The sequence below is a fragment of the Streptomyces sp. NPDC001480 genome (assembly GCF_042894725.1).
GTDB lineage: Bacteria > Actinomycetota > Actinomycetes > Streptomycetales > Streptomycetaceae > Streptomyces.
Genome location: NZ_JBIAVX010000026.1, coordinates 53310 through 78941 on the forward strand (window position 1 = coordinate 53310; position 25632 = coordinate 78941).

23 protein-coding genes and 5 pseudogenes are annotated in these 25632 nt (G+C 69.3%); 19 read left to right on the forward strand and 9 right to left on the reverse strand.

The window, feature by feature from the left end:
* The first annotated feature begins 341 nt into the window (after positions 1 to 341).
* On the forward strand, positions 342 to 890 hold the full coding sequence (locus ACFY01_RS41485; protein WP_390740966.1) for a hypothetical protein: 549 nt from the start codon (positions 342 to 344) through the stop codon (positions 888 to 890).
* Between the two features lie 13 nt (positions 891 to 903).
* Here ACFY01_RS41485 and ACFY01_RS41490 read toward each other — a convergent pair whose 3' ends face one another.
* The 4 genes and pseudogenes from ACFY01_RS41490 to ACFY01_RS41505 all read right to left on the reverse strand — a co-directional run.
* Positions 904 to 1173, reverse strand: coding sequence for a LexA family protein (locus tag ACFY01_RS41490; protein ID WP_390740967.1), 270 nt, complete (start codon positions 1171 to 1173; stop codon positions 904 to 906).
* Between the two features lie 393 nt (positions 1174 to 1566).
* Positions 1567 to 2040 carry a hypothetical protein gene (locus ACFY01_RS41495; protein WP_390740968.1) on the reverse strand — a complete coding sequence of 158 codons (474 nt, stop codon included), beginning with the start codon at positions 2038 to 2040 and terminating at the stop codon, positions 1567 to 1569.
* A gap of 686 nt (positions 2041 to 2726) precedes the next feature.
* Positions 2727 to 3041: pseudogene (locus tag ACFY01_RS41500) on the reverse strand (lamin tail domain-containing protein); the annotation flags it as partial.
* A gap of 806 nt (positions 3042 to 3847) precedes the next feature.
* Positions 3848 to 4036, reverse strand: a pseudogene (locus ACFY01_RS41505) (transposase family protein); the annotation flags it as partial.
* 143 nt (positions 4037 to 4179) lie between these two features.
* On the opposite strand from ACFY01_RS41505, the gene ACFY01_RS41510 reads away from it, so the two are divergent.
* From ACFY01_RS41510 to ACFY01_RS41540, 7 genes and pseudogenes are all read left to right on the forward strand, one after another.
* A complete protein-coding gene (locus tag ACFY01_RS41510; protein WP_390740969.1) occupies positions 4180 to 4824 on the forward strand; it encodes a LysE family translocator in 645 nt (214 codons plus the stop codon).
* A 243-nt stretch (positions 4825 to 5067) separates the two neighbouring features.
* Positions 5068 to 5552, forward strand: a pseudogene (locus tag ACFY01_RS41515) (transposase family protein); the annotation flags it as partial.
* Between the two features lie 186 nt (positions 5553 to 5738).
* Positions 5739 to 7100, forward strand: a complete 1362-nt coding sequence (locus tag ACFY01_RS41520; protein WP_390740970.1) for an IS21 family transposase — start codon at positions 5739 to 5741, stop codon at positions 7098 to 7100.
* On the forward strand, positions 7097 to 7906 hold the full coding sequence (gene istB / locus ACFY01_RS41525; protein WP_344406887.1) for an IS21-like element helper ATPase IstB: 810 nt from the start codon (positions 7097 to 7099) through the stop codon (positions 7904 to 7906). The genes ACFY01_RS41520 and istB overlap by 4 nt, the downstream gene beginning before the upstream one ends.
* A complete protein-coding gene (locus ACFY01_RS41530; protein ID WP_390740971.1) occupies positions 7896 to 8546 on the forward strand; it encodes a hypothetical protein in 651 nt (216 codons plus the stop codon). The genes istB and ACFY01_RS41530 overlap by 11 nt, the downstream gene beginning before the upstream one ends.
* Before the next feature lie 63 nt (positions 8547 to 8609).
* A complete protein-coding gene (locus ACFY01_RS41535; protein WP_390740972.1) occupies positions 8610 to 9326 on the forward strand; it encodes a Clp protease N-terminal domain-containing protein in 717 nt (238 codons plus the stop codon).
* 145 nt (positions 9327 to 9471) lie between these two features.
* A pseudogene (locus ACFY01_RS41540) lies at positions 9472 to 9552 on the forward strand (IS5/IS1182 family transposase); the annotation flags it as partial.
* 174 nt (positions 9553 to 9726) lie between these two features.
* Here ACFY01_RS41540 and ACFY01_RS41545 read toward each other — a convergent pair.
* Positions 9727 to 10704: an Lrp/AsnC family transcriptional regulator gene (locus ACFY01_RS41545; RefSeq protein ID WP_390740973.1), complete on the reverse strand. Its 978-nt coding sequence runs from the start codon at positions 10702 to 10704 to the stop codon at positions 9727 to 9729.
* Positions 10705 to 10820: 116 nt separating this feature from the next.
* Between ACFY01_RS41545 and ACFY01_RS41550 the strand changes: the two genes are divergently transcribed.
* The 5 genes and pseudogenes from ACFY01_RS41550 to ACFY01_RS41570 all read left to right on the forward strand — a co-directional run bounded on the left by ACFY01_RS41550 (position 10821) and on the right by ACFY01_RS41570 (position 14306).
* Complete coding sequence (locus ACFY01_RS41550; protein ID WP_390740974.1) at positions 10821 to 12275, forward strand: carboxylesterase/lipase family protein; 1455 nt, start codon at positions 10821 to 10823, stop codon at positions 12273 to 12275.
* 14 nt (positions 12276 to 12289) lie between these two features.
* On the forward strand, positions 12290 to 12544 hold the full coding sequence (locus ACFY01_RS41555; protein WP_390740975.1) for a hypothetical protein: 255 nt from the start codon (positions 12290 to 12292) through the stop codon (positions 12542 to 12544).
* 117 nt (positions 12545 to 12661) lie between these two features.
* The gene (locus ACFY01_RS41560) at positions 12662 to 13243 is read left to right on the forward strand and encodes a hypothetical protein (protein WP_390740976.1); all 582 of its coding nucleotides are present in this window, start codon (positions 12662 to 12664) and stop codon (positions 13241 to 13243) included.
* 37 nt (positions 13244 to 13280) lie between these two features.
* A pseudogene (locus ACFY01_RS41565) lies at positions 13281 to 13980 on the forward strand (alpha/beta fold hydrolase).
* 8 nt (positions 13981 to 13988) lie between these two features.
* Positions 13989 to 14306, forward strand: coding sequence for a carotenoid oxygenase family protein (locus ACFY01_RS41570; RefSeq protein WP_390741007.1), 318 nt, complete (start codon positions 13989 to 13991; stop codon positions 14304 to 14306).
* A gap of 212 nt (positions 14307 to 14518) precedes the next feature.
* Here ACFY01_RS41570 and ACFY01_RS41575 read toward each other — a convergent pair whose 3' ends face one another.
* Positions 14519 to 15463 carry a cupin domain-containing protein gene (locus ACFY01_RS41575; protein WP_390740977.1) on the reverse strand — a complete coding sequence of 315 codons (945 nt, stop codon included), beginning with the start codon at positions 15461 to 15463 and terminating at the stop codon, positions 14519 to 14521.
* Positions 15464 to 15575: 112 nt separating this feature from the next.
* Between ACFY01_RS41575 and ACFY01_RS41580 the strand changes: the two genes are divergently transcribed.
* The 4 genes from ACFY01_RS41580 (at position 15576) to ACFY01_RS41595 (ending at position 18211) form a co-directional block, all read left to right on the forward strand.
* Positions 15576 to 16436: an NAD(P)H-binding protein gene (locus ACFY01_RS41580; RefSeq protein ID WP_390740978.1), complete on the forward strand. Its 861-nt coding sequence runs from the start codon at positions 15576 to 15578 to the stop codon at positions 16434 to 16436.
* Positions 16433 to 16885, forward strand: coding sequence for a nuclear transport factor 2 family protein (locus ACFY01_RS41585; protein ID WP_390740979.1), 453 nt, complete (start codon positions 16433 to 16435; stop codon positions 16883 to 16885). Before ACFY01_RS41580 ends, ACFY01_RS41585 begins: the two co-directional genes overlap by 4 nt.
* A 337-nt stretch (positions 16886 to 17222) precedes the next feature.
* Positions 17223 to 17657 (forward strand): RNA polymerase sigma factor, encoded by a 435-nt coding sequence (locus tag ACFY01_RS41590; RefSeq protein WP_390740980.1) that lies wholly within the window; start codon positions 17223 to 17225, stop codon positions 17655 to 17657.
* A complete protein-coding gene (locus ACFY01_RS41595) occupies positions 17621 to 18211 on the forward strand; it encodes an RNA polymerase sigma factor (protein WP_390740981.1) in 591 nt (196 codons plus the stop codon). Before ACFY01_RS41590 ends, ACFY01_RS41595 begins: the two co-directional genes overlap by 37 nt.
* Before the next feature lie 102 nt (positions 18212 to 18313).
* On the opposite strand, the gene ACFY01_RS41600 is transcribed toward ACFY01_RS41595, so the two are convergent.
* A complete protein-coding gene (locus ACFY01_RS41600; RefSeq protein ID WP_390740982.1) occupies positions 18314 to 18907 on the reverse strand; it encodes a UbiX family flavin prenyltransferase in 594 nt (197 codons plus the stop codon).
* 397 nt (positions 18908 to 19304) lie between these two features.
* Between ACFY01_RS41600 and ACFY01_RS41605 the strand changes: the two genes are divergently transcribed.
* Complete coding sequence (locus ACFY01_RS41605) at positions 19305 to 20465, forward strand: alpha-hydroxy-acid oxidizing protein (protein ID WP_390740983.1); 1161 nt, start codon at positions 19305 to 19307, stop codon at positions 20463 to 20465.
* Positions 20466 to 20549: 84 nt separating this feature from the next.
* Positions 20550 to 23420: an AAA family ATPase gene (locus ACFY01_RS41610; RefSeq protein ID WP_390740984.1), complete on the forward strand. Its 2871-nt coding sequence runs from the start codon at positions 20550 to 20552 to the stop codon at positions 23418 to 23420.
* 201 nt (positions 23421 to 23621) lie between these two features.
* Here the strand turns inward: ACFY01_RS41610 and ACFY01_RS41615 are convergent, their stop codons facing one another.
* Complete coding sequence (locus ACFY01_RS41615) at positions 23622 to 23945, reverse strand: helix-turn-helix domain-containing protein (RefSeq protein WP_390740985.1); 324 nt, start codon at positions 23943 to 23945, stop codon at positions 23622 to 23624.
* Positions 23946 to 24245: 300 nt separating this feature from the next.
* Positions 24246 to 25151 (reverse strand): alpha/beta hydrolase family protein, encoded by a 906-nt coding sequence (locus ACFY01_RS41620; protein WP_390740986.1) that lies wholly within the window; start codon positions 25149 to 25151, stop codon positions 24246 to 24248.
* Positions 25152 to 25632 lie beyond the last annotated feature (481 nt).

The following is a 25632-nucleotide window of genomic DNA, read 5'->3' on the forward strand; positions in this document are numbered from 1 at the left end:
CTCGAGAGGTCCGTAGACCGGTCAACAAGACGCGGCGCCTCACGTTCGGTTACATCTGGCGGATGCGCTCGAGATACCTGTGCTGTTCGTCGACCCAGTCGTCCGACAATTCCACGGGCACGGCCATGGCCGTGCAGGAGCCTTGAACAAGCCGGCATCATCACCGGCGACCTCACCGTCACCACCACCCTCCTGCCCGACGGCCACGCAGCCCGCGTCACCATCCAATACACCGGCGTCGACGAGTGGTACACCCTCACCGGCAGCCCCGCCCCATCCCTCTGGGCGGCGGCGAAGCCCGCTGATCTGACGCCGATGAGGACCCCGACTGGGCGGTTTCGGTGGCCTCCCTACAGCGCATCCTCGGCGACGAGCTGGCCGACTCCCCTGGCCTGGTGCGCGCCGCAGACCCGACCACCAAGGCCGCGACGAGCGCCCCCACCGAAGGCCCGGCGTTGTACGCCGGCATACGCAACCTTGAGGTACCCAGCGACCCCGTCGCCCGGCTGTGGCACTCCGCGACCATGCTGCGCGAGCACCGCGGCGACGGGCGCATCGCCGCCCTCGTCGGCGCGCGCATCGGCGGCACGGAGGCCCACGTGCTCTCCGCTCTGGAACAGGGCATCCACCCCCCAGAGTCGTTCGGACGCATCCATCACCTTCCGAAAGAGCGCCTGGCCGCCGTCAAGGACGGCATGCGCGAACGCGGACTCATCGACACCGACGGCCACTTCACCGACGCCGGCCGCGCGACCAAACAACGCATCGAAACCCTCACCGACGAGCTCGCCACTCCGCCCTATGACGCCCTGTCCCCCGCCGAACTCGACGAACTGACCACCGAGCTCGAACCCATCACCGCGCCCCTGGTGGCCACAGGCTCGCGGTGACACGCAGAAATTGCTACAGATCTTCATGATCAGAGAAGGCACAGGACACCGACGCCGCTGCGGAGGACCGGAGGGCGCGGGTGTCATCGCCTGGGGTCGGGTCGTCCGACGGATTACGCGGCTCGAGCCACACCCGCCCGTCCTGCTGACGCAGCACTTGCACCGTGGCTGCGTCGCCCAGGAGCGCAGCGACGATGTCGCCGTGATCGGCGCTGTCCATCTTGCTTACGGTGACGGTGTCGTCGTCACAAATCGCCGCATCGATCATGGAGTCTCCGACCACAACCGGCCCCTCGCTCCTGCCTCGCAGGCCGGGTGCCCAGTGACGCCTGCGCCGCTGGGGCTAGGCGGTCCTGCTGAGGGCGATGGCCTGGCGAGCCGGTCGAGGCCCGGCACAGCGCGATGTCGTAGCAGCCGAGGAACGGCGGGAAGCGGAACGCCGCCGCGGCGACCAGATGCGCCCGCGTGCCTGATCCAGTACGAGCTCAACAAGCAGAACGCCGCGAAGAGCGGGCGCTGCCGTCCGGCCACCCGTGAGAGGCACACCGCCCGTCCGATCCCGCCGAGGCTCCCGAGGATGCTGCGGGCGGCCGTGCGGTTGGCGGCGGTGGGGGCGAAGGCCGGGGCGAGGGCGCCCTCCCGGGGGGGCAGGCATAGGGGACGGTGTCATGCCTCGTCAGGTGCGAGGTGTACGCCAGCGCCAGAGCTGGTCGGTCCAGGGACCGTACTCCTCGACCTCGATCGGCGTGGCGTTGATCTGCAGGCCCTCACGAGGTGAGACCACCAGGTTCGGCTTGCTCGGACAAGCGATGACGAAGTCGGCCTGGGCGGGCCCAGCGTGGACGAGCAGCCAGATCTGGCCTTCGTCGTCATCGTCGCGTTCGGCGAACGTCACCGGCTCACGCAGCTCGGCGTTCTTCAATGTCAGGCAGCGGTTCCATCCGGCGTTCTTGATCCGGACAAGGTGCTTGTTCTCGCTGGAGGAGATCGGAAGGATCTCCCACATCGCGGTCTTCGCAGTTGTCGTCGGTTCCTGACGCCACAGGCGGACCTGAAGGTCCGAGTCGGCGTTGCGGCAGGGCGTGATGTGCCTGCCGCTGACCGCATGGGTCAGCAGTTGCGCCCCCTTGGGCAGCTCCTTGGTAACCACGGAAGGTCGCTCTCCTTTCAGGAATGACATGGATACCTGAAATCCGTCGGCGGGGGTTGCCGACGCCTCGGGCTCATGTCCGCGCCAGGACAGCACCTACGCCAGCGGCACATGCCAGAGGAACCGTTCCTGTGTTGGGTGGTTCACCCGGAGAGATGATCGCCATGACCATCGGGCTGCACGCTGCCAGCCTGCCACGGGCCGACGGCGTCGCCTACCTGAGCGAACGCCACGCGCTCTCGCCCGCCACGCCTCCCGCGCAGAACTGAACGGCTGATCGATGCGTTGTGTGCTAAATGGGCGGGCGTCCGGCGATGCTGCCGCCCGGGGTCGCCCGGCAGAGCGATGCGGGCAGTGATGTGCTTGCCCACCGGCTCCCGCACCACCTCAAGTGGTCACCCACCGTACAACCGAGGTCCGCCCACAGCCGCTGGCGCCAGTCGCATTGCGCAGGGGGCCAGTGCCATACGACAGCCAGTGAGCTTGCCATGGCATAACGACCCGACCTGCCGTCCTTCGAGTGATGGCTTCCGGTACACAGGCGCGTCACGACCGAACGCCTGTACACATCGCCAAATGGGGCGCTCGGGCGCACGGGTAGCTCCTCCAGCCCGGCGGCGGCGCCCCCGCCCGCGGCGCGCCTCCGGGACGAGCGGCGAGCGTCGCGACGGTCGCGGTGGTCACAGCCCCAGGGAGTAGTCGTCGACGAAGACGAAGCGGCCGTGGTCGTTGCACAGGGTTGCGCTGTCGTGGCCGTTGTCCCACACGTACTGGTGGCGGTCCTGGTACAGGTCGGTGTGGCTGTCGCGGCCCTGGCCAGTGTGGATGCGGACGGTAGAGCGGCCTTCCAGCCGGTAGGGGTGGAAGGTGTAGGTGTGGCCGTCCTCGTCTTCGAGGTTGACGTCCTGGTAGGAGTTGTTGGTGACTTCCACCCACTCCCTGTTCAGGGACCTGATAGCGCGGTTGTCGCGTCCCGGGGAGTCGTAGTGCACGGCACTGATTCCACCGGGACGTTGGGCACCTGGACCAGATCAGGTCGTGGTTCGGCCGGCCACTGCGGGGCATGGAGCAGCGGTGGTCAACCCAGTCCCCTGCTCCCGAGGGGCTGTCCGGTCGGGGGGGAGGAACACCGGAGCCGCGGCAGCACGGCACCACCACGCCCCTCGTGAATCAGGCGGCTTCCCCGCCCTGGCAGTGACCATGACCGACCTGCTCGGCAACGGCCCCTCCGCACCCGTCTGGCACCCCATCCAAGCCCCCGACCAACGCGTCCTCTGACGCCAGGCCCGACACCCGTACACGCCCTTGAGTGGCCGCGCGTCTCTTTTCTGCGGGCGTGGTCGGGGGGCGGGATTATCGCATCGTGACGCCGGTCGGGCCTTCGTGGTGGGTGGTCCGGTCGGGGCCGACGGGTGGCCTGGACGGTACGCCCGCGGCGCCGGACAAGACCGGCGCCGCGCGTACGGGAAGAGGTGGCAGTGGCGCTGCGGAACGTGGACGCCGGCGGCGCGGACCGGCTGGCGCCGGCAGTAAGAGCTTGCCGCGACCGAATCCGACAAACAGCCAGGAAACCTCAAGGGAAGCGGTGCTTTGGAGCATGCAGCGGACCTCGGCTTTGTCCCAGGGCTCGTCACCGACCTGGATCACGATGAAGGCAGGGTCTGCAGCGCCAGACTCCCGATAGTGACTGACCGCGCGGCGCATGGCGTCGGCGAGCCCGTGCGGCGCAGGGCCGGCTCGGCCTGGCCGCCCAGCGCAGGTGCGTGGTGAGGAGGGTCAGTTGCTGCGGGCCTCGCGCAGGCGCCAGAAGGACGAGGATGGCATGGACGAGGTGGGTTATGCGGGTGGTGGAGCATCGAACCTTGCGCTGTAGCCGCCAGGTCTTGAGGGCGGCCATGGCCTGTTCAACGAGTGCGCGGATCGCGGCGTGGGAGCGGTTGACCGCTTGCTGACCTGTGGACAGCGTCTCCCAGCGGCCCCAGTAGGGCAGCCGGACAGCGAGCGTGGATGTGCCGAACGGCAAGGCCGTATCCTGCGGTGGGCGAAGCAGGCGCTGCATATCCGCCGGTTGTCCATTGCAGTGGGCGCATCCCCACTCCGGGGTACCAGGCACCCAACGAACTACCAGGAGGTTGACCGGTGATCACTCTGTCCGCAGTGGGAGGAGTGGCTCTGGTCGAACTAGGCATGGCCCTGACTCCGGGACCGAACATGATCCACCTCGCATCCCGCGCGATCACCCAAGGCCGCAGGGCGGGTCTGGTCAGCCTCAGTGGAACCGCCGTGGGCTTCGTGTGCTACCTGCTGGCCGCGGCTGCGGGCCTTTCCGCGCTGTTCACTGCCGTGCCGGTGGCCTACACAGTGGTCAAGCTTGCTGGGGCCGTCTACCTGGCGTACCTCGCCTGGGGCATGCTCAAGCCCGGCGGCCGTTCGCCCTTCGCCCCGGCCCAGGACCTGCCTCCGTTCTCCGACGCCCGACTGTTTTCGATGGGGCTGCTGACCAACCTGCTGAACCCTAAGATCGCTCTGCTGTACGCCGCCCTGCTGCCGCAGTTCCTGAACCCACAGGCGGGTCCGGCCTGGAAGCAACTGCTCCAGCTCGGCGGTGTACAGATCATTGTGGGGATCACCGTGAACGCGGTGATCATGTTGGGCGCAGCATGGGTGTCGGGGTTTCTGGCCGCCCGGCCCCGCGTCATGACCGCCCAGCGGTTCACGGCAGGCGGCCTCCTCGGCATCTTCGCTCTGCGCACTGCACTGTCCCGCACCCCCGTCTCCACCTGAGCCATGCCTGCGTATCCGTAACGCGGCCAGCGCCGCATCCCGGCCCGGCTCATGCAGTGTGAGGGCCATTCCCGCGATCGTCTTGGTCGCCACATCTACGAACCATGTCACCCACGGACACGGGCCGTGTCCAACCTGATTCGCCGGGCGGGTAGTTGGGGGGCGGGGGCGGCGGTGAGACGAGAAGAAGCTCTTGGTAGACGGGTTCACGACCGAGATCGCCTGTCCGTCAGGAGATTCCGCGTGCTTGTCTATCCTTCCGGCGTCGATGTGTCCACCGAGAGCCTGCGCTTCCTGACCGCCCGCCTGCGCAACAGCCGCCGAGAACGCGGCACCCGATGGCGTCGACTGACCGCCGGACGGCAGGCCCTGCTTGTCCTCGGGCACCTGCGATCCGGCCACACCTACGCTCAGCTCGCCGCCAGCTTCGGTATCGGCACCACCACCACCGCCTACCGCTACCTCGCCGAAGCCGTCGAGATCTTGGCCACCCGGCCCCGACCCTGGCTCAGGCCATGAAGACCGCCTCCACCAAGGCGTTCGTGATGTTGGACGGCACCCTGTTGCCGATCGACCGCGTCGCTGCCGACCGCCCTTTCTACTCAGGCAAGCACAAGAAACACGGAATGAACGTGCAGGTCATCGCCGACCCCGCCGGGCGACTGTTGTGGGCCTCACCCGCACTGCCGGGCGCGGTCCACAACATCAAGGCGGCCCGGACGCACGGTGATGGCGCTTCCTGAAAACGGTCACCCGTGATCTGGTGGGTGGCCAAACCTGCTCGGTGGATCTCCCCGCCCTTCGGGTGACGTTGTTCGGTCTCTTCGCGTGATGTTGGTCGGCGTGTCGTCTTGGCCCTCGTGTGTCGTGGACAGCCTGCGTGGGCTTGATGGTCGGCCTGTTCGGGGGCCTGGATGCTCACGCTGGAGGAGGACGTGGACGCTCACGCTCTGCGTCGGCAGGGGTGGACGATCTCGGCGATCGCCCGGCATCTGGGCCGTGACCGCAAGACCATTCGCGCTTATCTGAACGGGGAGATCACTCCTGGCCAGCGGCGGCAGCCGCCGGATGCGTTCACGCCGTTTGTGGAGTACTGCCGACGCCGACTTGCCGATGATCCGCATCTGTGGGCGACCACGCTGTTCGACGAGGTGCGGGAACTCGGCTATGAGGGTGCGTACTCGACGTTCACCCGGGCTCTGCGCCGATATGAGGTGCGTCCGCATTGCGAACCGTGTCACGGGGCGAAGGGCCGCGACACGGCCGTGATCGCCCACCCGCCGGGCGAGGAGATCCAGTTCGACTGGCTGGAGCTGCCGACCCCTCCGGGTGAGTGGGGTGTTGGAGAGCACGCGCATTTGTTGGTCGGGGCTCTGTCGCATTCGGGACGTTGGCGGGCTCAGCTGGCGGAGTGCGAGGACTTCCCGCACTTGGTCCAGGCCCTGGATGCCGTGCTGCGCAAGCTGGGCGGGACAGCCCGGCGGTGGCGGTTCGACCGCATGCCGACGGTCTGTTATGCCTCCAGCGGGCAGATCACTGCGGCATTCGCCGGCGTCGCGAAGTACTACGGCGTCGGAGTCGACATCTGCCCGCCGCGCCGCGGCAACCGCAAAGGGGTCGTGGAGAAGATGAACCACGCTGCCGCTCAGCGGTGGTGGCGCACGGTCCCCGATCACCTCACCGTCGAGCAGGCCCAGTCCGGCGTCGACAAGCTCGCTGTGAGGATGGACGAGCGCCGCCGCACCGTCGGAGGGGCTCGGACGACGGTGGGTGAACTGGCCGCGGCGGAGACGCTGTTGGAGATTCCGTCCGTGCCGTTCCCGGCCGAGTTGACGGTCGAACGGACCGTGAGTGCGCAGGGCCTGGTGCAGTTCGAGGGCAACTTCTATTCCGTCCCGCCCGGCCTGCCCGGGGTGAGACTCTTTGTCGTCCACCGCCTGGGCGAGGACGTGGTCAGCATCGCCACCGCCGGCAGGGCGGTGATCGCCCGTCACCGGCGGGCGCCCCGCGGGGCGGGGCAGACCGTCCGTGACGCCGGACATGTGATCGCGCTGGAGCGCAGGGTGCTGGAGTCCTTCTCGGACCGGGCGCCCTGCAAGACCAAGGTCCGGCGCCCGCCCTCGGAGGCCGCGCTCGCCGAGGCCGACAAGCTGCGGAACCGGCAGGCCACCGGGTCGACCGCCGAGCGGGTCGTGGTCGACCTCTCCCACTATGCCGCCGTGGCCGAAGGGCTGCGGACCGTTCCCCCGCCGAAGGAGGAGGAGAACGAGGAGTGAGTACGACGCCGATGCAGATGAGCGAAGCACGCCGCTATCAGCAGCTGCGGGCCCACCTGTCCTATCTGAAACTCAACGACGCCGCCGAGGCTCTGCCGCGGGTGCTGGACCAGGCCCGAGCCGAGCGGCTGTCACTGACCGCCGCTCTGGAGAGGCTGCTGGAGATCGAGGTCGAGGCCACCGAGGCACGTCGGCTGAGTTCCCGGCTGCGGTTCGCCTGCCTGCCGGAGCCCTGGACGCTGCCGGACTTCGACTTCGCCGCCCAGCCTGGTGTCGACGAGAAACTCATCCGTGACCTGGCCACCCTGCGCTTCCTGGACGACGCTTCGAACGTGCTGTTCGTCGGCCCGCCCGGGGTGGGCAAGACCATGCTCGCGGTCGCGCTCGGCCGGGCCGCAGTCGATGCGGGCCACCGTGTCTACTTCACCACTGCCGCCGAGCTCGCAGCGAAGTGCCACAAGGCTGCCCTGGAGGGCCGGTGGAAGACCTGCATGAACTTCTTCGCCGGCCCCAAACTGCTGATCATTGACGAGTTGGGCTATCTGCCGCTGCCGGAGGACGGCGCCTCTGCCCTGTTCCAGGTGATCAACCAGCGGTATCTGAAGTCTTCGACGATCCTGACGACCAATGTCGGGATCGCCGACTGGGCCGGCGCTTTCGGCGACGCCACCGTTGCCGCGGCGATGCTCGACCGGCTCCTGCACCGGGCCGCGGTCGTCGGCATCGACGGCCCCTCCTACCGGCTGCGCAACCACCAGAACCAGGCTGACGCCTTGCGGACGGGAGTGAACGCCCGTGTCTCCTGACCAGCCCATCATCCCCGAGGACACCGACTCCATGGCCCGACGCTGCCCGGTCTGCGAAACCGTCTTCGCCGTCGCCAGCAGCACCAGTCGGCAGGTGTTCTGCTCGCCCACCTGCCGCGAGGCCAACCGGCAGAAAGTCCCCACTCAGATGACCTGCCCGGTCTGCGCGGGCGAGTTCACCGCCTATGGCCGCGCGAAGCGTCGCGTCTACTGCTCTCCCGAGTGCCGGCACAAGGCGTTCAACAGCAGCGAGTACCACGAGCAGCGGACCTGCCCGACCTGCGAGAACGTTTTCGACGCCCCCACAACGGTGCGGCGGGTCTACTGCTCGCCCGCATGCCGCAAGGATGCCGAACGGCAGCGCGAGCATGAACGTGACGAGGCCCGGGCCCGTCGCCTGGGTGAGGTGTCGCTCCCACCGCCGCAGACACGGCCAGAGTTCCCACCGCCACCGAAAGCCGTCACTCGCCCTGGGCGCCAACTCGTCGCCGAACGGGACCCGTTGGAGCCCACGGCAACCCGCAACTGCCCGCACTGCCAGCAGCCCGTGACCATCGTCGCTCTGCTGGCCACCCCAGAAGCCGCACGTCCTCCCATGCCCACCGGTCCCGACGTCATCCCGATGCGGAGACTCCCCTGACACGCGCATGACGCAAGGCAAGCACGCCTTGACAATTTTGAATTGTCAAGGCGTACTTGCCTCATGGCTCTTCCAGACTTGGACGATCTCATCGCGGAAGTCGACCGCAGATGCGACACCGCGCACCGCCCCGGCGGACAAGAACAACCGGACTGGCTCGCCCTCCTCACTGTTGCCGCCCAACTCGCAGGCCAGATGCAGGCGCTGGCAGATGACCTGGTCGAGGACTACGTCGAGCACTGCCGGATGCATGGCTCTTCCTGGACCGACATCGGCGCCGCCCTGGGCGTGACCCGACAGGCGGTCCAGCAGCGTTTCCACGCACCGCACAAGCGATACAGCCCCGAGACCATGACAGACGACCTCCGCCAGGCGATGGTCCACGTCAAGCAGGCGGCGGTGCAGCACCGCAACAACTACATCGGCACTGAGCACCTGCTCTGGGGGCTGACCGCACAGGACAACAGTGCCACCCAGCTCCTGCAGTCAGCCGACGTCTCACCGGAGACGGTCCACCGGTCCGTCGGGACCCGGCTGAGCATGGGCGCCTCCCAAGCAGCCGAACGCATCGCATGGACGCCCTACTCCCGCAAGGCCATCGCCATCGCGGAGGCACGGTCCGAGCAGAATGGCTCCGAGCACATCGACTGCGACGACCTGCTGATCGGACTTGCACAGGTCGGTCGCGGAGTGGCCGCCAACGTCCTGAGCGAGGCCGGCTTCGACCCAGCCGCCCTCAACGCCACAACGGCGGACACCCGCTCATCCCAGAACGGCTGACCACAACCCACTCCCTAGGGGCCGCCGACCTCACGGTCGGCGGCCCCTCATGGCTCGTACTCCCCAATCTCCCCACACCGTTCAATACCGGATCAACCGAGGAAGAAGAGCAGGTCTGGCCGAATCCAGGAGGCCCCATCAACGCATCATCGACGCCCTCGCGGAGGCTCGCGTGCCCTGCTGGGCGGACAAGGGCTACCGAGGCGCCGGCGGCACCATACGGCTGGAATCGCCGCATGACATGGTCGTTGCCCGAGCCGATGCTCACCGCGGCCGTGGACAGTCCTGTCCTGCCGGCCGGGTGGGCAGCGGAGCCGAAGTCATGGACAGGGCTCTCTCTTGTCCGTTGTCCACTGCTGAACGGGCATCAGGGCCTGCCTGACCGGAACTTGTGATCGGCTCAGAGGCTGCCGGGGCGGACCAGGCCGGTCCTCTTCACCCCAGTCAGGATGGGGGTGACTTCAAGGGTGGTGATGTGTTCGAGGGCACCGATGGTGTCGCTGAGGAAGTGGTACAGCGCGTTGAGGTCGGTTGCCGCGACGGCCACGAGGAGGTTGGCGTGGCCGGTGGTGGCGGAGGCGAAACGGACCTGCGGGTGGCGGCTTAGCTGGAGGCCAGTCTCCTCCAGTCCGACGGGTGCGACGGTGATCCACAGGAGGGCTTCGGTGCGGATGCCCAGCCGGGCCAGGTCGACCTCGGTCGCGAGTCTGAGGACCTGACCGCCCACCAGTGCCTCCACCCGGCGGCGGGCGGTGAGGGCGGTGGTGTCGGCGCGGCGCGCGAGGTCGGTGTAGGAGGCCCGGCCGTCCTCGACCAGCGCGGTGATCAGCTGGTGGTCGAGGGGCTGGAGGACGGGCCGACTGGGGGCCGCGGGCAGGTCGGGCCGCAGGCTGGTCAGTTCGGTCTGCGTCAGCAGGCCGCCGCTCCAGTCGAAGGCGGCCGGGAAGACCCGGAGCAGCACGTGTGAGGTCCAGGACTGGACCGCGGGGGTGGCGGGCAGGTCGCGCAGCAGCAGGTTGTTGCGGGCGTCCGGTCCGTCCAGGAACATGATGGTGCAGATCTCGTCGCCGCCGCCGAGGACGTCCACCCAGATGGTGTCGGGGCGGCGGGCGAGGGTGGCGGCGATGGCACTGATCCGGTTGGGCTTGCACCGGATGCGCAGGGCCAGCGGAATCAGCTCGGGGAAGTGCACGGGGTTGCGTACGGCCGTGGCCCGCAGGGTGCCGTCGCCGAACAACGGTGCCGCTCGGCGTACGACGGTGCGCTCCGAGATGCCCAGGACGCGGCCGACCGTGCGCCACGAGGTGCGTGGTGCGGCCAGCATCGCGGCGGCGATCCGGCTATCTGTTTCATTCAGCTGGTGGCGCACTTTCTCCATGGAGCAAGATTCTATGTCTTCCTTTCTCCTTCAAGGCGGCCAATTCTGGCTCAGATGCTCACGCCGCCCTAGAAAAGTCTCAGAGCAACCGAGACGAGAGAAAGCAGGTGAGCACGATGACGAGCGTCGAGCACATGGTCGTGGACACCGACCGGGGCAAGGTCAGGGGAATCACGGAGGGCGAGGCGGTTTCCTTCCGGGGTGTCCCGTACGCCGCGTCGCCGGTCGGCGAGCTGCGGTTCGCTGCGCCGCAGCCGCACCCGGGCTGGACGGACGTGCGGGACGCGGCCACGGCCGGCCCCTCCGTTCCGCAGGCGGCCTCCCGGCTGGAGAAGGTGCAGGGGCAGCGCGTACCGGACTGGAACGAGGACGGCAGTCTGACCGTCAACGTCTTCACTCCGCGCCGGGCGCTGGAGGACGGCGCCGCCCGCCCGGTGCTGGTCTGGTGGCACGGCGGCGGCTTCACCAGCGGTTCCGGCGGCTGGGACTGGTACGACGGCGGCCGCCTCGCCGCACTGGGCGACATCGTCGTCGTCACCGCCAACTACCGGGTGGGCCCGCTGGGTTACCTCTACCTGCCCGAGATCGGCGCGGCCAACGTGGGTCCCCAAGACCAAGCCGCCGTGCTGTCCTGGGTGCAGAACAACATTGCCTCCTTCGGCGGCGACCCGCGTACGGTCACCGTCGGCGGGCAGTCCGCCGGAGCGTACTCGGCCCTGTCGCTCGCGCTCGCCCCCGCGACGAACGGACCCATCACCCGGGTGCTGCTGCAGAGCGGCCCCTTCGGCCTGAACCCGCAGGATCCGCACCAGGCCGCCGAGAACGCCGAAGCCTACCTGCGCCTGCTGGGCATCCCGAACGGCACGGACACCGCGAAGGCCCTGCGCGCCCTGCCGGCCGAGCAGTTGCTGGACGCCTACGGCCGCCTGTCCGTCCAGCTCGCGGCTCCGGGCAACGCGGCTCCGCCGATGTACCCGGTCCTCGGCGCCCCAGGCATGCCCCGCACCCTGCAACAGGCCCTCACCGACGGCGCCCTGGAGGGCAAGCCCCTGCTGATCGGCACCACCCGCGACGAGGCGACAGCCTTCTTCGCCTTCGACCCCCACATCCAGAACCTCACCACCGACACCGCCCTGGACGTGCTAACCGCCCAGGTCGGCCGACAGACCGCCCAGGACGTCTACCAGCAGCACGCCGACCGCCTCCCGCAGGCGACACCGGCACAGATCTTCACCTCGGTGCAGACCGACGGCCTCTTCCGCACCGGCTCGCTTCAGATCGCCGACCACCACGCGGCCGGCGGCAACACCACCTACGTCTACCAGTTCGACTACGCCCCCGCCGAGGACCCGTACGCCCTGGGCGCCACCCACTGCGCCGAACTGCCCTTCCTCTTCAACACCTTCGACGCCTACCCCGGAAGCCCGATCCTCGCCGGCGCCGGCGACACCCAGCGCGCCCTTGGCCTCGAATTCGCGACCGCCGTCGCCGAGTTCGTCACCAGCGGAACGACCAGCGACTGGCTGCCCTACGCCCCCGCGACCGCGGCCCGCGTCCGCCACTTCGGCTGAGAGAGGAGACCATCATGAAGCACATCTTCCGCACGCCGACGATGCCGCACTGGGCCGAGTTCCTCACCCTCCTGGTCACCATCTACTCCTCGGACCGGCTGTACTCGCTGACCATCGCCGACCGGTTCGCGAACTGGAACCAGTGGGTGCGCCCGCTCCCCTTCACCCTGGCCTCCATCGCGCTCCTCGTCTTCTGCGTGATGCCGGGCGCCGGCCGGCTCTGGAAGACCCTGTACGCCAAGGCCCTGCACACGGCCGCCGCCCACTGAATCCCACCCGAACCCCGATGCGTGATGGGCATCACATGTCGGGGTTCGAACTTTCCTGCCCGTCCTGCATCCAGTCCGCGTCGGCCACGTTCATCTCGGCTCACCAAGGAAGGCTCAATGGGTTATCTGCGCGGATTCATCCCCTGGATCGTCGCCGGCTTCGTGTCGGGCTTCGTCGACTGGCGTTGGGGTGCGGTCAGCGGGTTCGCCTCGGGGCTGCTGCTCCTGCCCCAGGACCGCCGCCGTGGGGTCGGCCTGGACACGCTGATCCTGGAGGCCAGCACCATCGCGTACTTAGCGTGGGTCGGTGCCGTCGCCGTCGCGCGGCCGCACTCGTCCCTGTCGCACCACACCCACGTCCTCTCCTTCGCCTGGCCGGCCGCCACGGCGCGGGGGACGCTGGCGATCCGCCGCCCCTTCACGCTGGGCATCGCCAAGCGCCAGACACCGCGCGAGGTGTGGGACATGCCGGAGTTCGTCCGCGTCAACGACCACATCACCAGCGCGTGGGGCACCGGCTTCACGTTCATCGGCGTCAGCCTGGCCGTCGCGGGCGCGGTGGATGCCCCTGCCTGGGTGGGCATCGCCGCCCATGTCGCCGGCCTCGTCGGCCCCGCCGTCTTCACCAAGGTCTATCCCGCCCGCGCCCAGGCGCGCCTGCAGGCCGCCCAGGCGCCGGTCACGGCCGTACCACAGTAGTCCCGAGCAGCAGTCCGTCCAAGAGGAGTGCGTACGCATGAGTACTGAAGCAAGGAACGTCGTCCTGGTCCACGGCGGGTTCGTCGACGGTTCAGGCTGGAAGGGGGTCTACGACCTGCTGAGTGCCAGCGGCTACACCGTCACCGTCGTGCAGAACCCCACCCTCTCCCTCGACGGCGACGTCGCCGCCACCAAGCTGGTCCTCGACGCGCAGGACGGCCCGACCGTCCTGGTCGGCCATTCCTACGGCGGCGCGGTGATCTCCGAGGCGGGCAACCACGAGAAGGTGAGCGCGGACGTGTACATCGCTGCGTTCGCGCCCGACAAGGACGAATCCGTCAACACTCTCATCGCCGACCCGCCGCCCGGCGCGCCCGTTCCGCCGATCCTGCCGCCCCGGGAGGGCTTCCTCTTCCTGGACCGGGAGAAGTCCGCCGCGTCCTTCGCCGCCGACCTGCCCGCCGACGAGGCGCGGTTCCTCGCCGACTCCCAAGTGCCCTGGGGCGCGGACGCGTTGGGCAGGGCCGTCACCCATCCGGCCTGGCGTGCCAAGCCGAGCTTCTACCTGGTCACTACCGAGGACCGCATGATCCCCGCCGCCAGCCCAGCGCGCCATGGCCGAACGGGCCGGGGCGACGGTGACCGAGACGAGCGCCAACCACGCCGTGTACGTGTCCAAGCCCGCCGAGGTCGCCGCGCTGGTCAGGACGGCCGCGGCGCCCGGAACGCGGGCATGACCGAGGGGATGTCCCTTCCTCGCCACCTCCGGGGCCGGTTCACGCCGGTCCCGGAGGAGCGCGAGGCGGCCGCTCTCACGGTGCGGGGCTCGCTGCCGCCCGAGCTGGACGGCCGCTACCTGCGCAACGGCCCCGACCCGCTGCCCGGCGAGGTCTCCGGTCACTGGTTCACCGGCCCGGGCATGCTGCACGGCATCCGGCTGCGCGGCGGGCGCGCCGAGTGGTACCGCAACCGCTGGGTGCGGCACCCGGGAGTTGGAGGGGCTTCCCTTCATCCGCGAGGACTTCACCATCGACCCGGCGGCGACGCCCGCCAACGCCCGTGATCCGGCACGCCGGAATGGTGCTGGCCTAGCCCCACTCGGTCATCGAGGGCCCGGTCCCGCATACCCGGCAGTACCGGCGTTCGGTGGTACGGCATCGACGGCTGCTACGTCTTCCACGTGGGCATGGCTCTGCAGGCGAGTACCAGCAGCGATGGCTGGTTTGCGAGTCAGGTAGAGCAGTGGGCCGGTCGACCGGTTCAGGCCTCTGGGTGTCAGTGGAGGTGGGAGCCGCTTGGCTGGAGTCCTCTGTCGCGCATCGACTCTCGTTGTCGCCAAGCACCGGGGGGTTCGCCGTGATGGCGGCGGAAAGCGGCCGCGAACGCGTAGGGCGAGCTATAGCCGACGCTCCGGGCGATGCCTGCCATGCTGAGTTCGCTCGTGCGCAGGTGGTCGCGTGCTAGGGCCATGCGCCAGTCGGTCAGGTACTGCATGGGGGTCTGGCCGAGTGCCTCCTGGAAGGTGCGTGCGAAGGCGGCCCGGGACAGGCCGCTGACCGCAGCGAGTTCGGGGACGGACCAGGGATGGCCCGCGTCCTCGTGCATGGCCTGGAGGGCGGCGCTCAGCCGGGGGTCGGCGGAGGCGCGGTACCAGCGGGGCGCGTTCGGGCTGTGGCGGAACTCGCTGCGGAGGGCGAGTACCAGGAGGACGTCGAGCAGCCGGTCTAGCACCGTGGGTTGGCCGGGTTCGGGGTGGGCGAGCTCGTGGGAGAGCAAGCCGATCACGTCCCTCAGCGGATCGCCGACGGCTGCTTGCAGGGTCAGAATCTGCGGCAGGGCTGTGAGCAGCCCGTTGCCGATGTCGCCGGAAAACCGGTACGCGCCGCAGAGGAACACGGTCGCCCCGGGGGTGTCCGACTCCCCGTCGGTGGCGTGCCGGGCGCGGAACTCGTCCGGTTCGAGGCAGTTGGTGCCGGGCTCGTGGCCGATGTAGTGGTCTGTGCCGCCGCGCACGAGGGTCACCTCCCCCGGCACAAGTTCCACCGTACGTCCCGGTTCATCGGCGTCGAGCCACAGCCATCCCCGGCCCCGGACGACGGTGTGCACGGACAGTTGGATCGTGCCGGCCAGCCGCAGACCCCATGGGGGCTCGGCGACCGTACGGGCGAACACCGCGCCGCCGGCCCGAGCCCTCGCGAGGTGATCACGCAGTAGGTCCATACGACCAGTATCAGCAGGGCAATCGTCGTGGGCAATCATCGGAGCGTTTGACGTAAAAGTACGAGCGATTCACACATTGATCCGCTCCTCCAGCGTCTCTCACGATAGATCCATGACTGAACCACAGCAGACCACGCTCGTTCTCGGTGGCACCGGCCGCACCGGCTCGCTCCTGGCGAAGAGGCTCGTCGAGCGGGGGCGCGGCGCCCGCACCGCGGCCCGTCACGGCGCCGACGTGCCGTTCGACTGGGACATCCCTCGCACCCACGCCGCCGCCCTGCGTGGCATCGACAGCCTCTACCTCGTCACGCCCGTCATGCGGGTCTCGTATGCCGACCAGGTTGCGGCCTTCCTCGACCTCGCCGAGGCCGCCGGGGTACGTCACGTCACCTGCCTGAGCACCTTCGGCGCCGACGACGTGCCGCCGCAGATCGACATCAAGGCCGTCGAAGCCGACCTGGCCGCCCGATCGGCCATCACCCACTCCGTGGTGCGCCCGGCCTGGGTGATGCAGAACTTCACCGACGCCCACCTGCCCGTCATCGACGGGGCGATCACGGTCCCCACCGGCAGTGGCGCGGAAGCTTTCGTGGACGCGGCCGACGTCGCCGCCGTCGCGGCCGAGACGCTGCTCGCCCCGGAGGCCCATGCCGGGGCCGTGTACTCGCCCACCGGCCCGCAGGCACTCACGGTCGGTGAAGTCGCCGATGTCATCACCGCCGTGAGTGGACAGTCCGTCACGCACCAGGACCTCGACCCCGAGGCATGGATCGGCGGCGCCGTCGCCGCGGGAATTGTGCCGGCCGACTACGCGGTGATGCTCCGCTGGCTGGCCGGCACCATCATCGACGGCCATGGCTCCACGCCCAACGACGACATCGAGAAGGTCACCGGCCAGAAGGCGACCTCCTTCCGCGAGTTCGCGCGGCGCAACGCCCACGCCTGGACGGCAACGGCGGCCGTGTGGCCATGACAAGCGAGAACGCTATTGAGAACCTTGAGGATTTCGCGGCCCTGGACCCGTTCTTCCGGATCATCCAGGAGGGCCTCGTGGGCCTGGTCGACGGGGAGCACTTCTTCGACCTCCTGGCCGAGGACGTCGTGGTTGAGTATGTGGTCTCCGTCCCCGGCTACCCGCGCCAGGTCGAGGGACGGCGCGCGGTGGCCGATCTGTACCGCGGATACGGCCATGAGATGGTCCTGGCCGGCGCGGACGAGCTGGCCGTCCACCACGACACCGACAAGGCGGTGGTCGTCCTGGAGTACGCCGTGCACGGGCGGGCGGTCCGCAGCGGGCGCGCCTACGACAACCACTTCGTCTCGGTACTCACCATCAAGGACCGTCAGGTGAGCCACTGGCGCGATTACCTCGACCCCGTCGCCGTCTTCCAAGCCCTCGGCCGGCCGGCGGAGCCACGCTGACGGGGCGAACCACGGCCTGGCGACGTACCCACGTGTGTCGCCGCCCTCTCCTCGGTCCGGCGTCGGCGGCGCCGCCGAGGACGACGGCTGGCCGCCGTCGCTCGTCTCGGACGGCCTCGGCAGCGCAGGCGAGCCAATCGTTCTGACCGCCCGGAAGCTTGCCACCCATGCGGTGGTGGGGCTGCCGTACCCCGTCCCGACCGGTTTCCAGCGCAGCCGGCTGCGGGAGCTGGCCCGACCGGGGCATGATGCAGCACAGGCACGCCCAGGGTCCTCGGTCGGCAGCGGCTGAAGCCCCAAGGGCACCAACCACGTCGCCACGGAGGCGTACGCCACCATGACAGCCCTCAACGCACCGACGGACGAAGACCTCACCCGCAGGGCACAGGCAGGTGAGACCGCGGCTCTCGGGCTGCTGCTGGCCCGTCACCAGGCGTCCATGCGGGCGGTGGCACTGAGCCTGCTCGGCTACGGCCCTGATGCCGAAGACGCGGTGCAGGACGCCGCGCTGACCGCGCTGCGGCGCATCGGCGACGTACGGGATCCCGCGGCGGTGGGAGCGTGGTTGCCGGCGATCGTGCGCAACAGCTCCCGCATGCGGCTGCGGACCGGCCGGGAGACACCGAGCCTGGACGGTCTCGACCACCTGCACGGGTGTGAACGCGAGGCGTCGTATCCATCGCATCCCGAGCGGGTCGTGGACCAGCACGCGATGCGCGACTGGATCGGGACGCGGTGGAGCAACTGCCCGAGCCGCTGCGGCTGGTGCTGATGCTGCGCCACTTCAGCGGCATCACCTCCTACCCGGAGATCGCCCACGTCTGCGAGATCCAGGTCGGTACGGTACGCAGCCGCCTCAAACAGGCTCGGACAAAGCTCGCCCAGGTGCTACTGGCGAGCGCCACGCACCTTCACGACGACGCCTCCCGGCTCACCGAGTACAGCCGGCAGGAAGCCGAGGCCCCAATGGAAGGCGCCCGGTGCGGCAGTCAGCCCAGGGAGATCCTGGAACTGTGGCCGCCGGAGACCGAACTGTTCGGTGTCCTGAGCACGCCGGGTGAACACTGCCATCCGTTCCCGGCCATGCGAAGGAACCGGGAAAAGGGCGTCACCCAGCATCTGCGCCATGTCGTGGCCAGCCGCTCCGTCACCATCTGGGAAATGGACGTCACCAACCCCGCCGGCATCCCGGACCCCTGCCCTCCGACCCTCGCCTGGATCATGATCCGCCGCAACAGACGAGGCCAGACACTCCGCGTGGTCTTCCCCGAACCACAGCGATCAGGCATCGGTGGCTTCGGTAGTACAGGGGGCGAAGCACCCTGAGTTGCGCACGCCCGCGTCGTTGCGCAGGCGGTCCACGTACAGGGATTGACGCGACGCACGGCGGTGTGTCCGACGCGTGCCCGTGAGCCGTGCTGGTTCCCATCATGCGGGAGAGTGGGGCATGCCGTTGCGGCGCGGTGCCGAGGACACGTGAATGTCCAAGGCGTCCAGGACGCGGACGACGACGTGGCTGACCGGGTCCCCGATCGTTCCGGAACAGGAGGCCGGCAGGGGCTGGACGATCCGCGCACCCATGCGCGAGAGCGTCAGCATGTTCTCCAGGTGGTTCTCGCTGAGCGGGTCGCGTGCGACGAGTACCAGTCGGCGCCCCTCTTTCAGCGTCACGTCGGCCGCACGGGCAATGAGTCCCTCCGCGCAGCCGGTGCATATCCCGGCCATCGTCTTCAAGCTGCACGGCGCGATGACCATGGCGTCCACCTGGAACGACCCCGTCGAGATGGGTGCGCCCCGGTCGTCCCAGGCGTACGTCGCATCCGCGAGGTCGGCGACCTCGTGCGCCGACAATCCGGTCTCCAGCCGCATGGTCGTCGTTGCCCAGGGGGACAACACCAGATGGGTCTCCATATCTGGCTGCTTGCGCAGTCGGCGCAGCAATTCGACACCGAATACAGCCCCGGTCACCCCCGTCATCCCCACGATCATTCTCCGTGGCATGGGTATCCACCGCCTTCGCATGCGATCACTTCGAGCGGATGGATCCACGCGTTCTGAATGTCCTGAGTGCGAACGAGCCGCTCGAAACCGGGCTGCGACCGATTCTCGACTTCGGCAGGGCTGCCCCGCATGCGTCATATGACCATGAGCGTCAGAGTGGTAGCGGCAGTAGGGCAAGTGACTCAGGCCCTGGCAGTCAATCGACCGAAGACAGCGTCTGAGCTGCGACGTAGCTTCTATCCGGGCGACACCCCGGTCGTCGTTGTGCCCACCCAGTTCCAGAGCCCTGCTGCAGCGCCGGTCGAGCACAGTCCCGCCTGTGAGCCGGAATCCGGCGATCGCAGCTTTCACATGAGTCACGTTCCCCTCTGCGGACTGGAAGGGCCCACAGGCGTCGGGCCCGAAGGAGGAGCGGATCATGGCTTACGGCGACTATCAGAACGAGATCTACCTGGACGGGCTGCGCGGGGTGGTGCCGCGGTTCCCGATGACCTACGACGAGCTGGAGCCGCTGGCTCAGGCCGCCATGCCCCCCTCGGTCCGCTCCTACGTCGCAGGCGGCGCCGGTGACGAGCGCACCCAGCGGGCCAACGTCGCCGCCTTCGACCAGTGGGGCCTCGTCCCGCGCATGCTGGTCGGGGCAACCGACCGGGATCTGTCCGTCGACCTGTTCGGGATGCGGCTTCCCTCGCCTGTGTTCATGGCCCCGGTCGGCGTGATCGGGTTGTGCGCACAGGACGGGCACGGCGATCTCGCCACTGCCCGCGCCGCCGCCCGCACCGGCGTACCGATGATCGCCTCCACACTGACCGTCGATCCCCTGGAGCAGGTCGCTGCCGAGTTCGGTGGCACCCCGGGGTTCTACCAGCTCTACACCCCGACCGACCGGGAACTGGCGGAGAGCCTGATCCATCGTGTCGAAAAAGCCGGATTCCAGGGCGTCGTCATCACCCTCGACACCTGGATCACCGGCTGGCGCCCCCGCGACCTGGGCGTCAGCAACTTCCCCCAGTTGCGCGGCAACTGCCTGGCCAACTACACCAGCGACCCCGTCTTCCGCTCCCGGCTCGCCAAGAACCCCGAAGACGATCCGGCTGCGGCGGTGATGCACTGGGCACAGATCTTCGGCAATCCGCTGACCTGGGCCGACCTGCCCTGGCTGCGCTCGGTCACCGACCTGCCGCTGATCCTGAAGGGCATCTGCCACCCCGAGGACGTCCGCCGCGCCAAGGACGCCGGCGTGGACGGCGTCTACTGCTCCAACCACGGCGGCCGCCAGGCCAACGGCGGCCTGCCCGCCCTCGACGCCCTGCCGGCAGTGGTGGAGGCCGCCGACGGTCTCCCCATCCTCTTCGACTCCGGAATCCGAACCGGGGCCGACGTCATCAAGGCGATCGCCCTGGGCGCCACCGCCGTAGGCGTGGGCCGCCCCTACGTCTACGGTCTCGCCCACGGCGGTGAAGCGGGCCTCGTCCACGTCCTGCGGACCCTGCTCGCCGAAGCCGACCTGATCATGGCTGTCGACGGCTACCCCACGCTCGCCGACCTCACTCCTGAAACCCTCCGCCGACTCGTCTGACATCCGCCGCCTCAGGAAGTGGCTGCTGCGCCACACCGAAACCGGTTGCGCTTTCAAGTAATCCGGTGGGTCTATATTCAAACAGTGAGCACTTCCGAGAGGCGCCGGCAGGCCCCGGAAACGCCCCGATCGTCCCTGGCGGGGGCGCAGCTGCTGGGACGTGCGGGCGAGCTGGAGCTGATCGACTCCCTGCTCGCAGCTCCTGGCCGGGGCGGCTCGGGACTTCTGATGCACGGCGAGCCCGGAGTGGGCAAGACGGCTCTCCTGGACGCGGCGGCGGCTCGGGCCACGGTTCTCGGGATGCGGGTCCTGCGCGCGTGCGGCGTGCAGGCGGAGGCCCGGATCGCGTTCTCGGCGCTGCACCAGCTGCTCTACCCGGTACGCCATGACGTCGACCGGCTCCCCGAGCACCATCGCGATGCCCTCCACGAGCTCTTCGGCCTGTCCCGGACCCCCGCTCCGGAACAGGTGGTGTCGACGGCGGTGCTCGCCCTTCTGGAACTGACCACGGCCGAGCGTGGACTTTTGATGCTCGCGGACGACGTGGCGTGGTTCGACGAAGCCAGCGCGGACGTCCTGGGCTTCGTCGTACGGCGCATCGCGGACGCCCCGATCGTCTTTCTCGCCGCCTCCAGGACCGGCACCGAGGATCTGTTCCGCCGGTCCGGGCTGCCCGAATGCAGGGTCGAGTCGCTCGGTGCGGAGGAGTCCGGGGCCGTCCTGGACGCGCACGCCCCCGGGTTGGCGCCCGCGGTGCGACGGCGCCTGCTGGCCGAGGCCGATGGCAACCCGCTCGCGCTCCAGGAACTGCCCGCCGCGCTGACCGCCCGGCAGCGCGGAGGTCAGGATCCGCTGCCCGACCGGCTGCCGCTCTCACGACGGCTGGAGGCCACCTGCGCCGGACTGTTCGCCGAACTCCCCGCGCCGACACGCAGGCTCCTGCTGCTGGCCGCCCTGGACTCCGGCGCCGGACTCAGCGTCCTGCGTACCGCCGCGGAGGGATCTGCCGACATCGACGACCTCGTACCGGCCGAGCGAGCCGGTCTGGTCCGCGCGCCCGCCGCCGGCTGCGGTCTCACGTTCTGCCACCCGCTGATCGCCACGGCTGTCGTGAACCTGGCGCCACCCTGCGAGCGCCGGGCCGCGCACGAGGCGCTGGCCGCCGCCCTGGGCGACGATCCCGAGCGCCACGCCTGGCATCTCGCGGAGGCCGCCACCGGACCGGACGAGGCGGTGGCGCGGGCGCTGGACGAGGCGGCGCTGGCCGCCTGGCGGCGCGGCACCACCCCCGGCGACCCGTCGGCCTCGGTCGGGGCGCTGGTCTCGGACCGGCGGCGGGTGGCCGCGTCCGCCGCGGTCACGGCACTGGTGCGCGCCGGAGAACTCAGCCCGCACCCGGTCGACCGGTCGCGCCGCCTGGTCGAGGCCGCCTTCCTCGCCACCATGACCGGCCAACTGGACCAGGTGAACCGCCTGCTGGCCAACGCGGGGCAGACCCCGGACACCCCGACCGGGCTGGTGTTCGCCGCCACCGCCCACCTCCTCACCCACGACGAAGGCGACGTGGACGCCGCCTACCGGCTGCTGGCCCGAGCCCTCGACGACGTCACCGGCGGCGCCCGGACCGACAACTGGGACCACCTCGGGATCCTGTACACCCTGCTGCTGGTCAGCCTCTTCACCCTGCGGCCCGAACCGTGGAAGCTGCTCGAGACCGCGATGGCCCGGTTCCCGCCGGAGGCGGTCAGCACGTTCCGGCTGTGCTACGACGCATATGTCGAGCCCACCCGCAAGTCCGACGCGATCCGGGAGGGACTCGCCGACGCGTTCGCCGCACTGCCCACCGACGCGGCCCCCTGGCAGATCGTCCCGCTCGGGTTCGCCGCCGTCGCACTGGACGCCCTGTCCGACTACCGTCACCTGCTGCACCGCATGATCGAACGAGAGCGCGACGGCGGCGCCATCGGCATGGTGATCCCCGCGCTGATGCTGCTCTGCCAGGACTCCTACGTCCACGGACAGTGGGACGAGGCGGAACGGCTCGCGCAGGAGGGGCTGGACCTGTCGGTGGTCTACGGCTACCAGTTCTGGGAGCACCAGGTCCGGGCCGTCCTGGCCTCGGGTGCCGCACTGCGCGGCAACGCCGCTCTGGCCCGTACCCGCAGCGAGGAGACCACGACCTGGGCCGCACCGCGCGGCATGGACGTGACGGAGGGCTACGCACGGTCGGCGCGCAATCTCGCGGCCCTCGGGCAGGGCGACTTCGAGGAGGCCCTCGTGCAGGCGGCGCGGATCGGCCCGCCGGGAGTCCCCACCCCCGGTGTTCCGGGCCGCTGGATGGTCCTGGACTACGTGGAGGCGGCGGTCCGCACGGGCCGTATCGAGGACGCTCAGGCACATGTCCGCGCCGCCCAGGAAGCCGGCATCCCCCGTATCGGGCCCCGCATCGAGCTGATCACCGCGGGGGCCGCCGCGGTCGCAGCCGACGACGGGGACGCCGCGAAGCTGTTCGAGGCCGCCCTGGCCCTCCCGGACGCCGCCCGCTGGCCCTGGGACTACGCACGCATCCAGTTCGCCTACGGCCAGTGGCTACGACGCACCCACGACATGGCCGGGGCGCGGGTGCAGCTGAGCACGGCTCTGGAGACGTTCGACCGGATCGGCGCCGCCATGATGGCCCAGCGGGCCACGGCCGAACTGCGCGCCACCGGCGTTTCCGTCGCCCGGCCCGACGCGGTGCCGGAGCCACTGACCGCCCAGGAACGGCAGATCGCCGAACTCGCGGCGACCGGCCTGAGCAACAAGCAGATCGGCGAGCGGCTGTTCCTGTCGCACCGCACGGTCGGCTCCCATCTGTACCGCCTGTACCCGAAGCTGGGCATCACGTCCCGGGCCGCCCTGCGTGGCGCGCTGGAAGCACTGGCCGCGGCCGAGGATGACGACCGTTCGCCGTGAAGCGTGGAAGCGCGGTATCCGACCGTGCCGACGGCCGGGCCCGTAACCGGTGAACCGTCGTGGACGGGTCCGGTGCCGTCGAGTCGTCGGCGGGGTCTGACGCCGATTGCCCACTGGCCGGAAAGGCTCCCGTCGACTACGGCCAAGGCCGCTTGCGAGCGAGTGCCGGGTTCGCTCGTGTGGGGGCGGCTGCGGGTCCGGTTACGGCAGGTCGCGCTCACGCCGTGGTAGCCGTATATCCGATGCGGTCCCGGCCCCTGACGTAACGTCGTTCCCGCCGTACCCGTAGAGGAAGCCCTGGCGCAGTTGCAAGGGTGCCATGCCGTGCCAGCGGCGGACCGCCCTGCGCAGGGCGCGCTCGTCGGAGAAGCCTGCCTGGCGCGCCACCTCGCGAAGGGTGAGGCGGGGGCGGTGCAGAAGCTGTTCGACGCGTTCGCGGCGGACACCCTCGAGCTCTTCACTCCTCGTACCGCGCGTGGCTCCACGGCCTCGCCGACCAGTAGCTTCAAGCTGTCGGGCGGTCATGACCGCAGCCAGACAGCCAGGGACGCTGTGGTCACCGTGCCCAGGAAGACCCAGGCACGCTTGTCATACCGCGTCGCAACGGCCCGGGAGTTTTTGAGCCTGTTGACGGCCCGTTCGACGTGTTGCGCTTCTTGTACCGCTCCTCGTCGAAGCCCGGTGGCCGTCCGCCTCGTGAGCCCATGCGCAGGCGAGCAGCCTGGCTGTCGGTCCTCTCCGGGATCGTGTGCCGGATGCCCCGGCACCGCAGATGGTTGGGGATGGACCTTCGGGGTCGAGGGTGGGGCCCTCGTCGGCCGCTGGTCACGGTGCGTGGAAACTCACCTCCGGATAGGCCGAAGTGGGTCCGTTCAAGATGGGCTCCGGGATGCCCCGTAGGTGGAGGTTGAAGAAGGCCGCGACGTAGGTGCGGGTGAGTTGGACGGAGCGCCGGGAAGAGAGCGTCGTGCCGGGGGGTTCGGGGATGCCCAGTTTGTCGGCGAGTACGGGAAGGTCGGTGAAGCTGGCGTGGTTGGAACCGGCAAAGGTCAGCCATCTCTTCCAGCCCCTGAGCCGGCCCCAAGCGTCCGTCCAGGTGGAGTCCTCGTCGGCGCCCGTGGGATGGCCGATCATCATGAACGGGCGTCCGTCCAGGCCATCGTCGGGGACGGGCACGTCCATGGTGCCGTCGAGGTTGACCCCGGCCAGGACGCGCTTGTCGTGGGCCATGGTGGGCACGGCGGACGCGCCTCCGAGGGAGTGCCCCGCCACTCCGATCCGTTTGCTGTCGATCATGTGAGTGAGGCGCCAGGCCGGATGGCGGAGGCTGGTCAACGCATCGATGACGAACGAGAGGTCCTTCGCCCGGCTGTCCTCGATGGCCTTAAACGGGTGTGTGTCGTGGTCGTTGCAGATGGTGCAGGTGAGGGTTTGTCCGTCGGGGAAAGTGGTGCCGGAGTTCTCGTAGGTGTGGTCGACCAGGGCGACGACGTAGCCCCGGCTGGCGAGGTCCTCGGCAAGGCTGGTGATCTCCGTGCGGGGCATAGTGAAGCCCGGCGAGAGCAGTATCAGCGGGAACCTGCCGTGCGACGGGATCGCATCGGTGTGCGACCAGGTGCGGGTTTCGCTGACCGCCTCGGGCGGAATCGTGCTGCCCGGGACCTTCATCTGAAGCATGAGCCGGGCAGCCTCGGTGGTCATGTAGGGGGCGGGGCCGCCGGTATCGGACATGGCGGGGTAGTACACCGACACCATGAGCTGTCGGGGCCCAGCTGAGGGGACCCACGGGTCCTGGCGGTGTTCATCGACGAGGTGCAGGATGTTCCTGCCGACAGCGTGAGGACCGGGTGGAATTTCCTTCCGATCAGCGTGGCCACCCGGGCTGCGGTCCACACCTGATCCTCCGCCCACCCGTGCGCGGCCGGTCCCTGCTCGAGGTACACGGCCAATTTCCGCAGGCCATTTGGAGACAGACGACAGCACGATCCGCTCGGCCCACGTGAGGCCAGAGCCGTGCCTCCTCCGTCCCGCCACGCCTTGTGCCACTTGTAGGCCGACTTCAAGGGCCTCCTGGTAGCGGCTGCGGCGGATTCTGCACATCGTGTGCACGGCGGCAGCAGGTGGATTCATCCAACGGGCGCGCGCGTGGCCAGGACAGGGCCACTGTCAACAAAGTGGACTGTTCACCAAGGGCGGTTGGCTACCGCGAGCG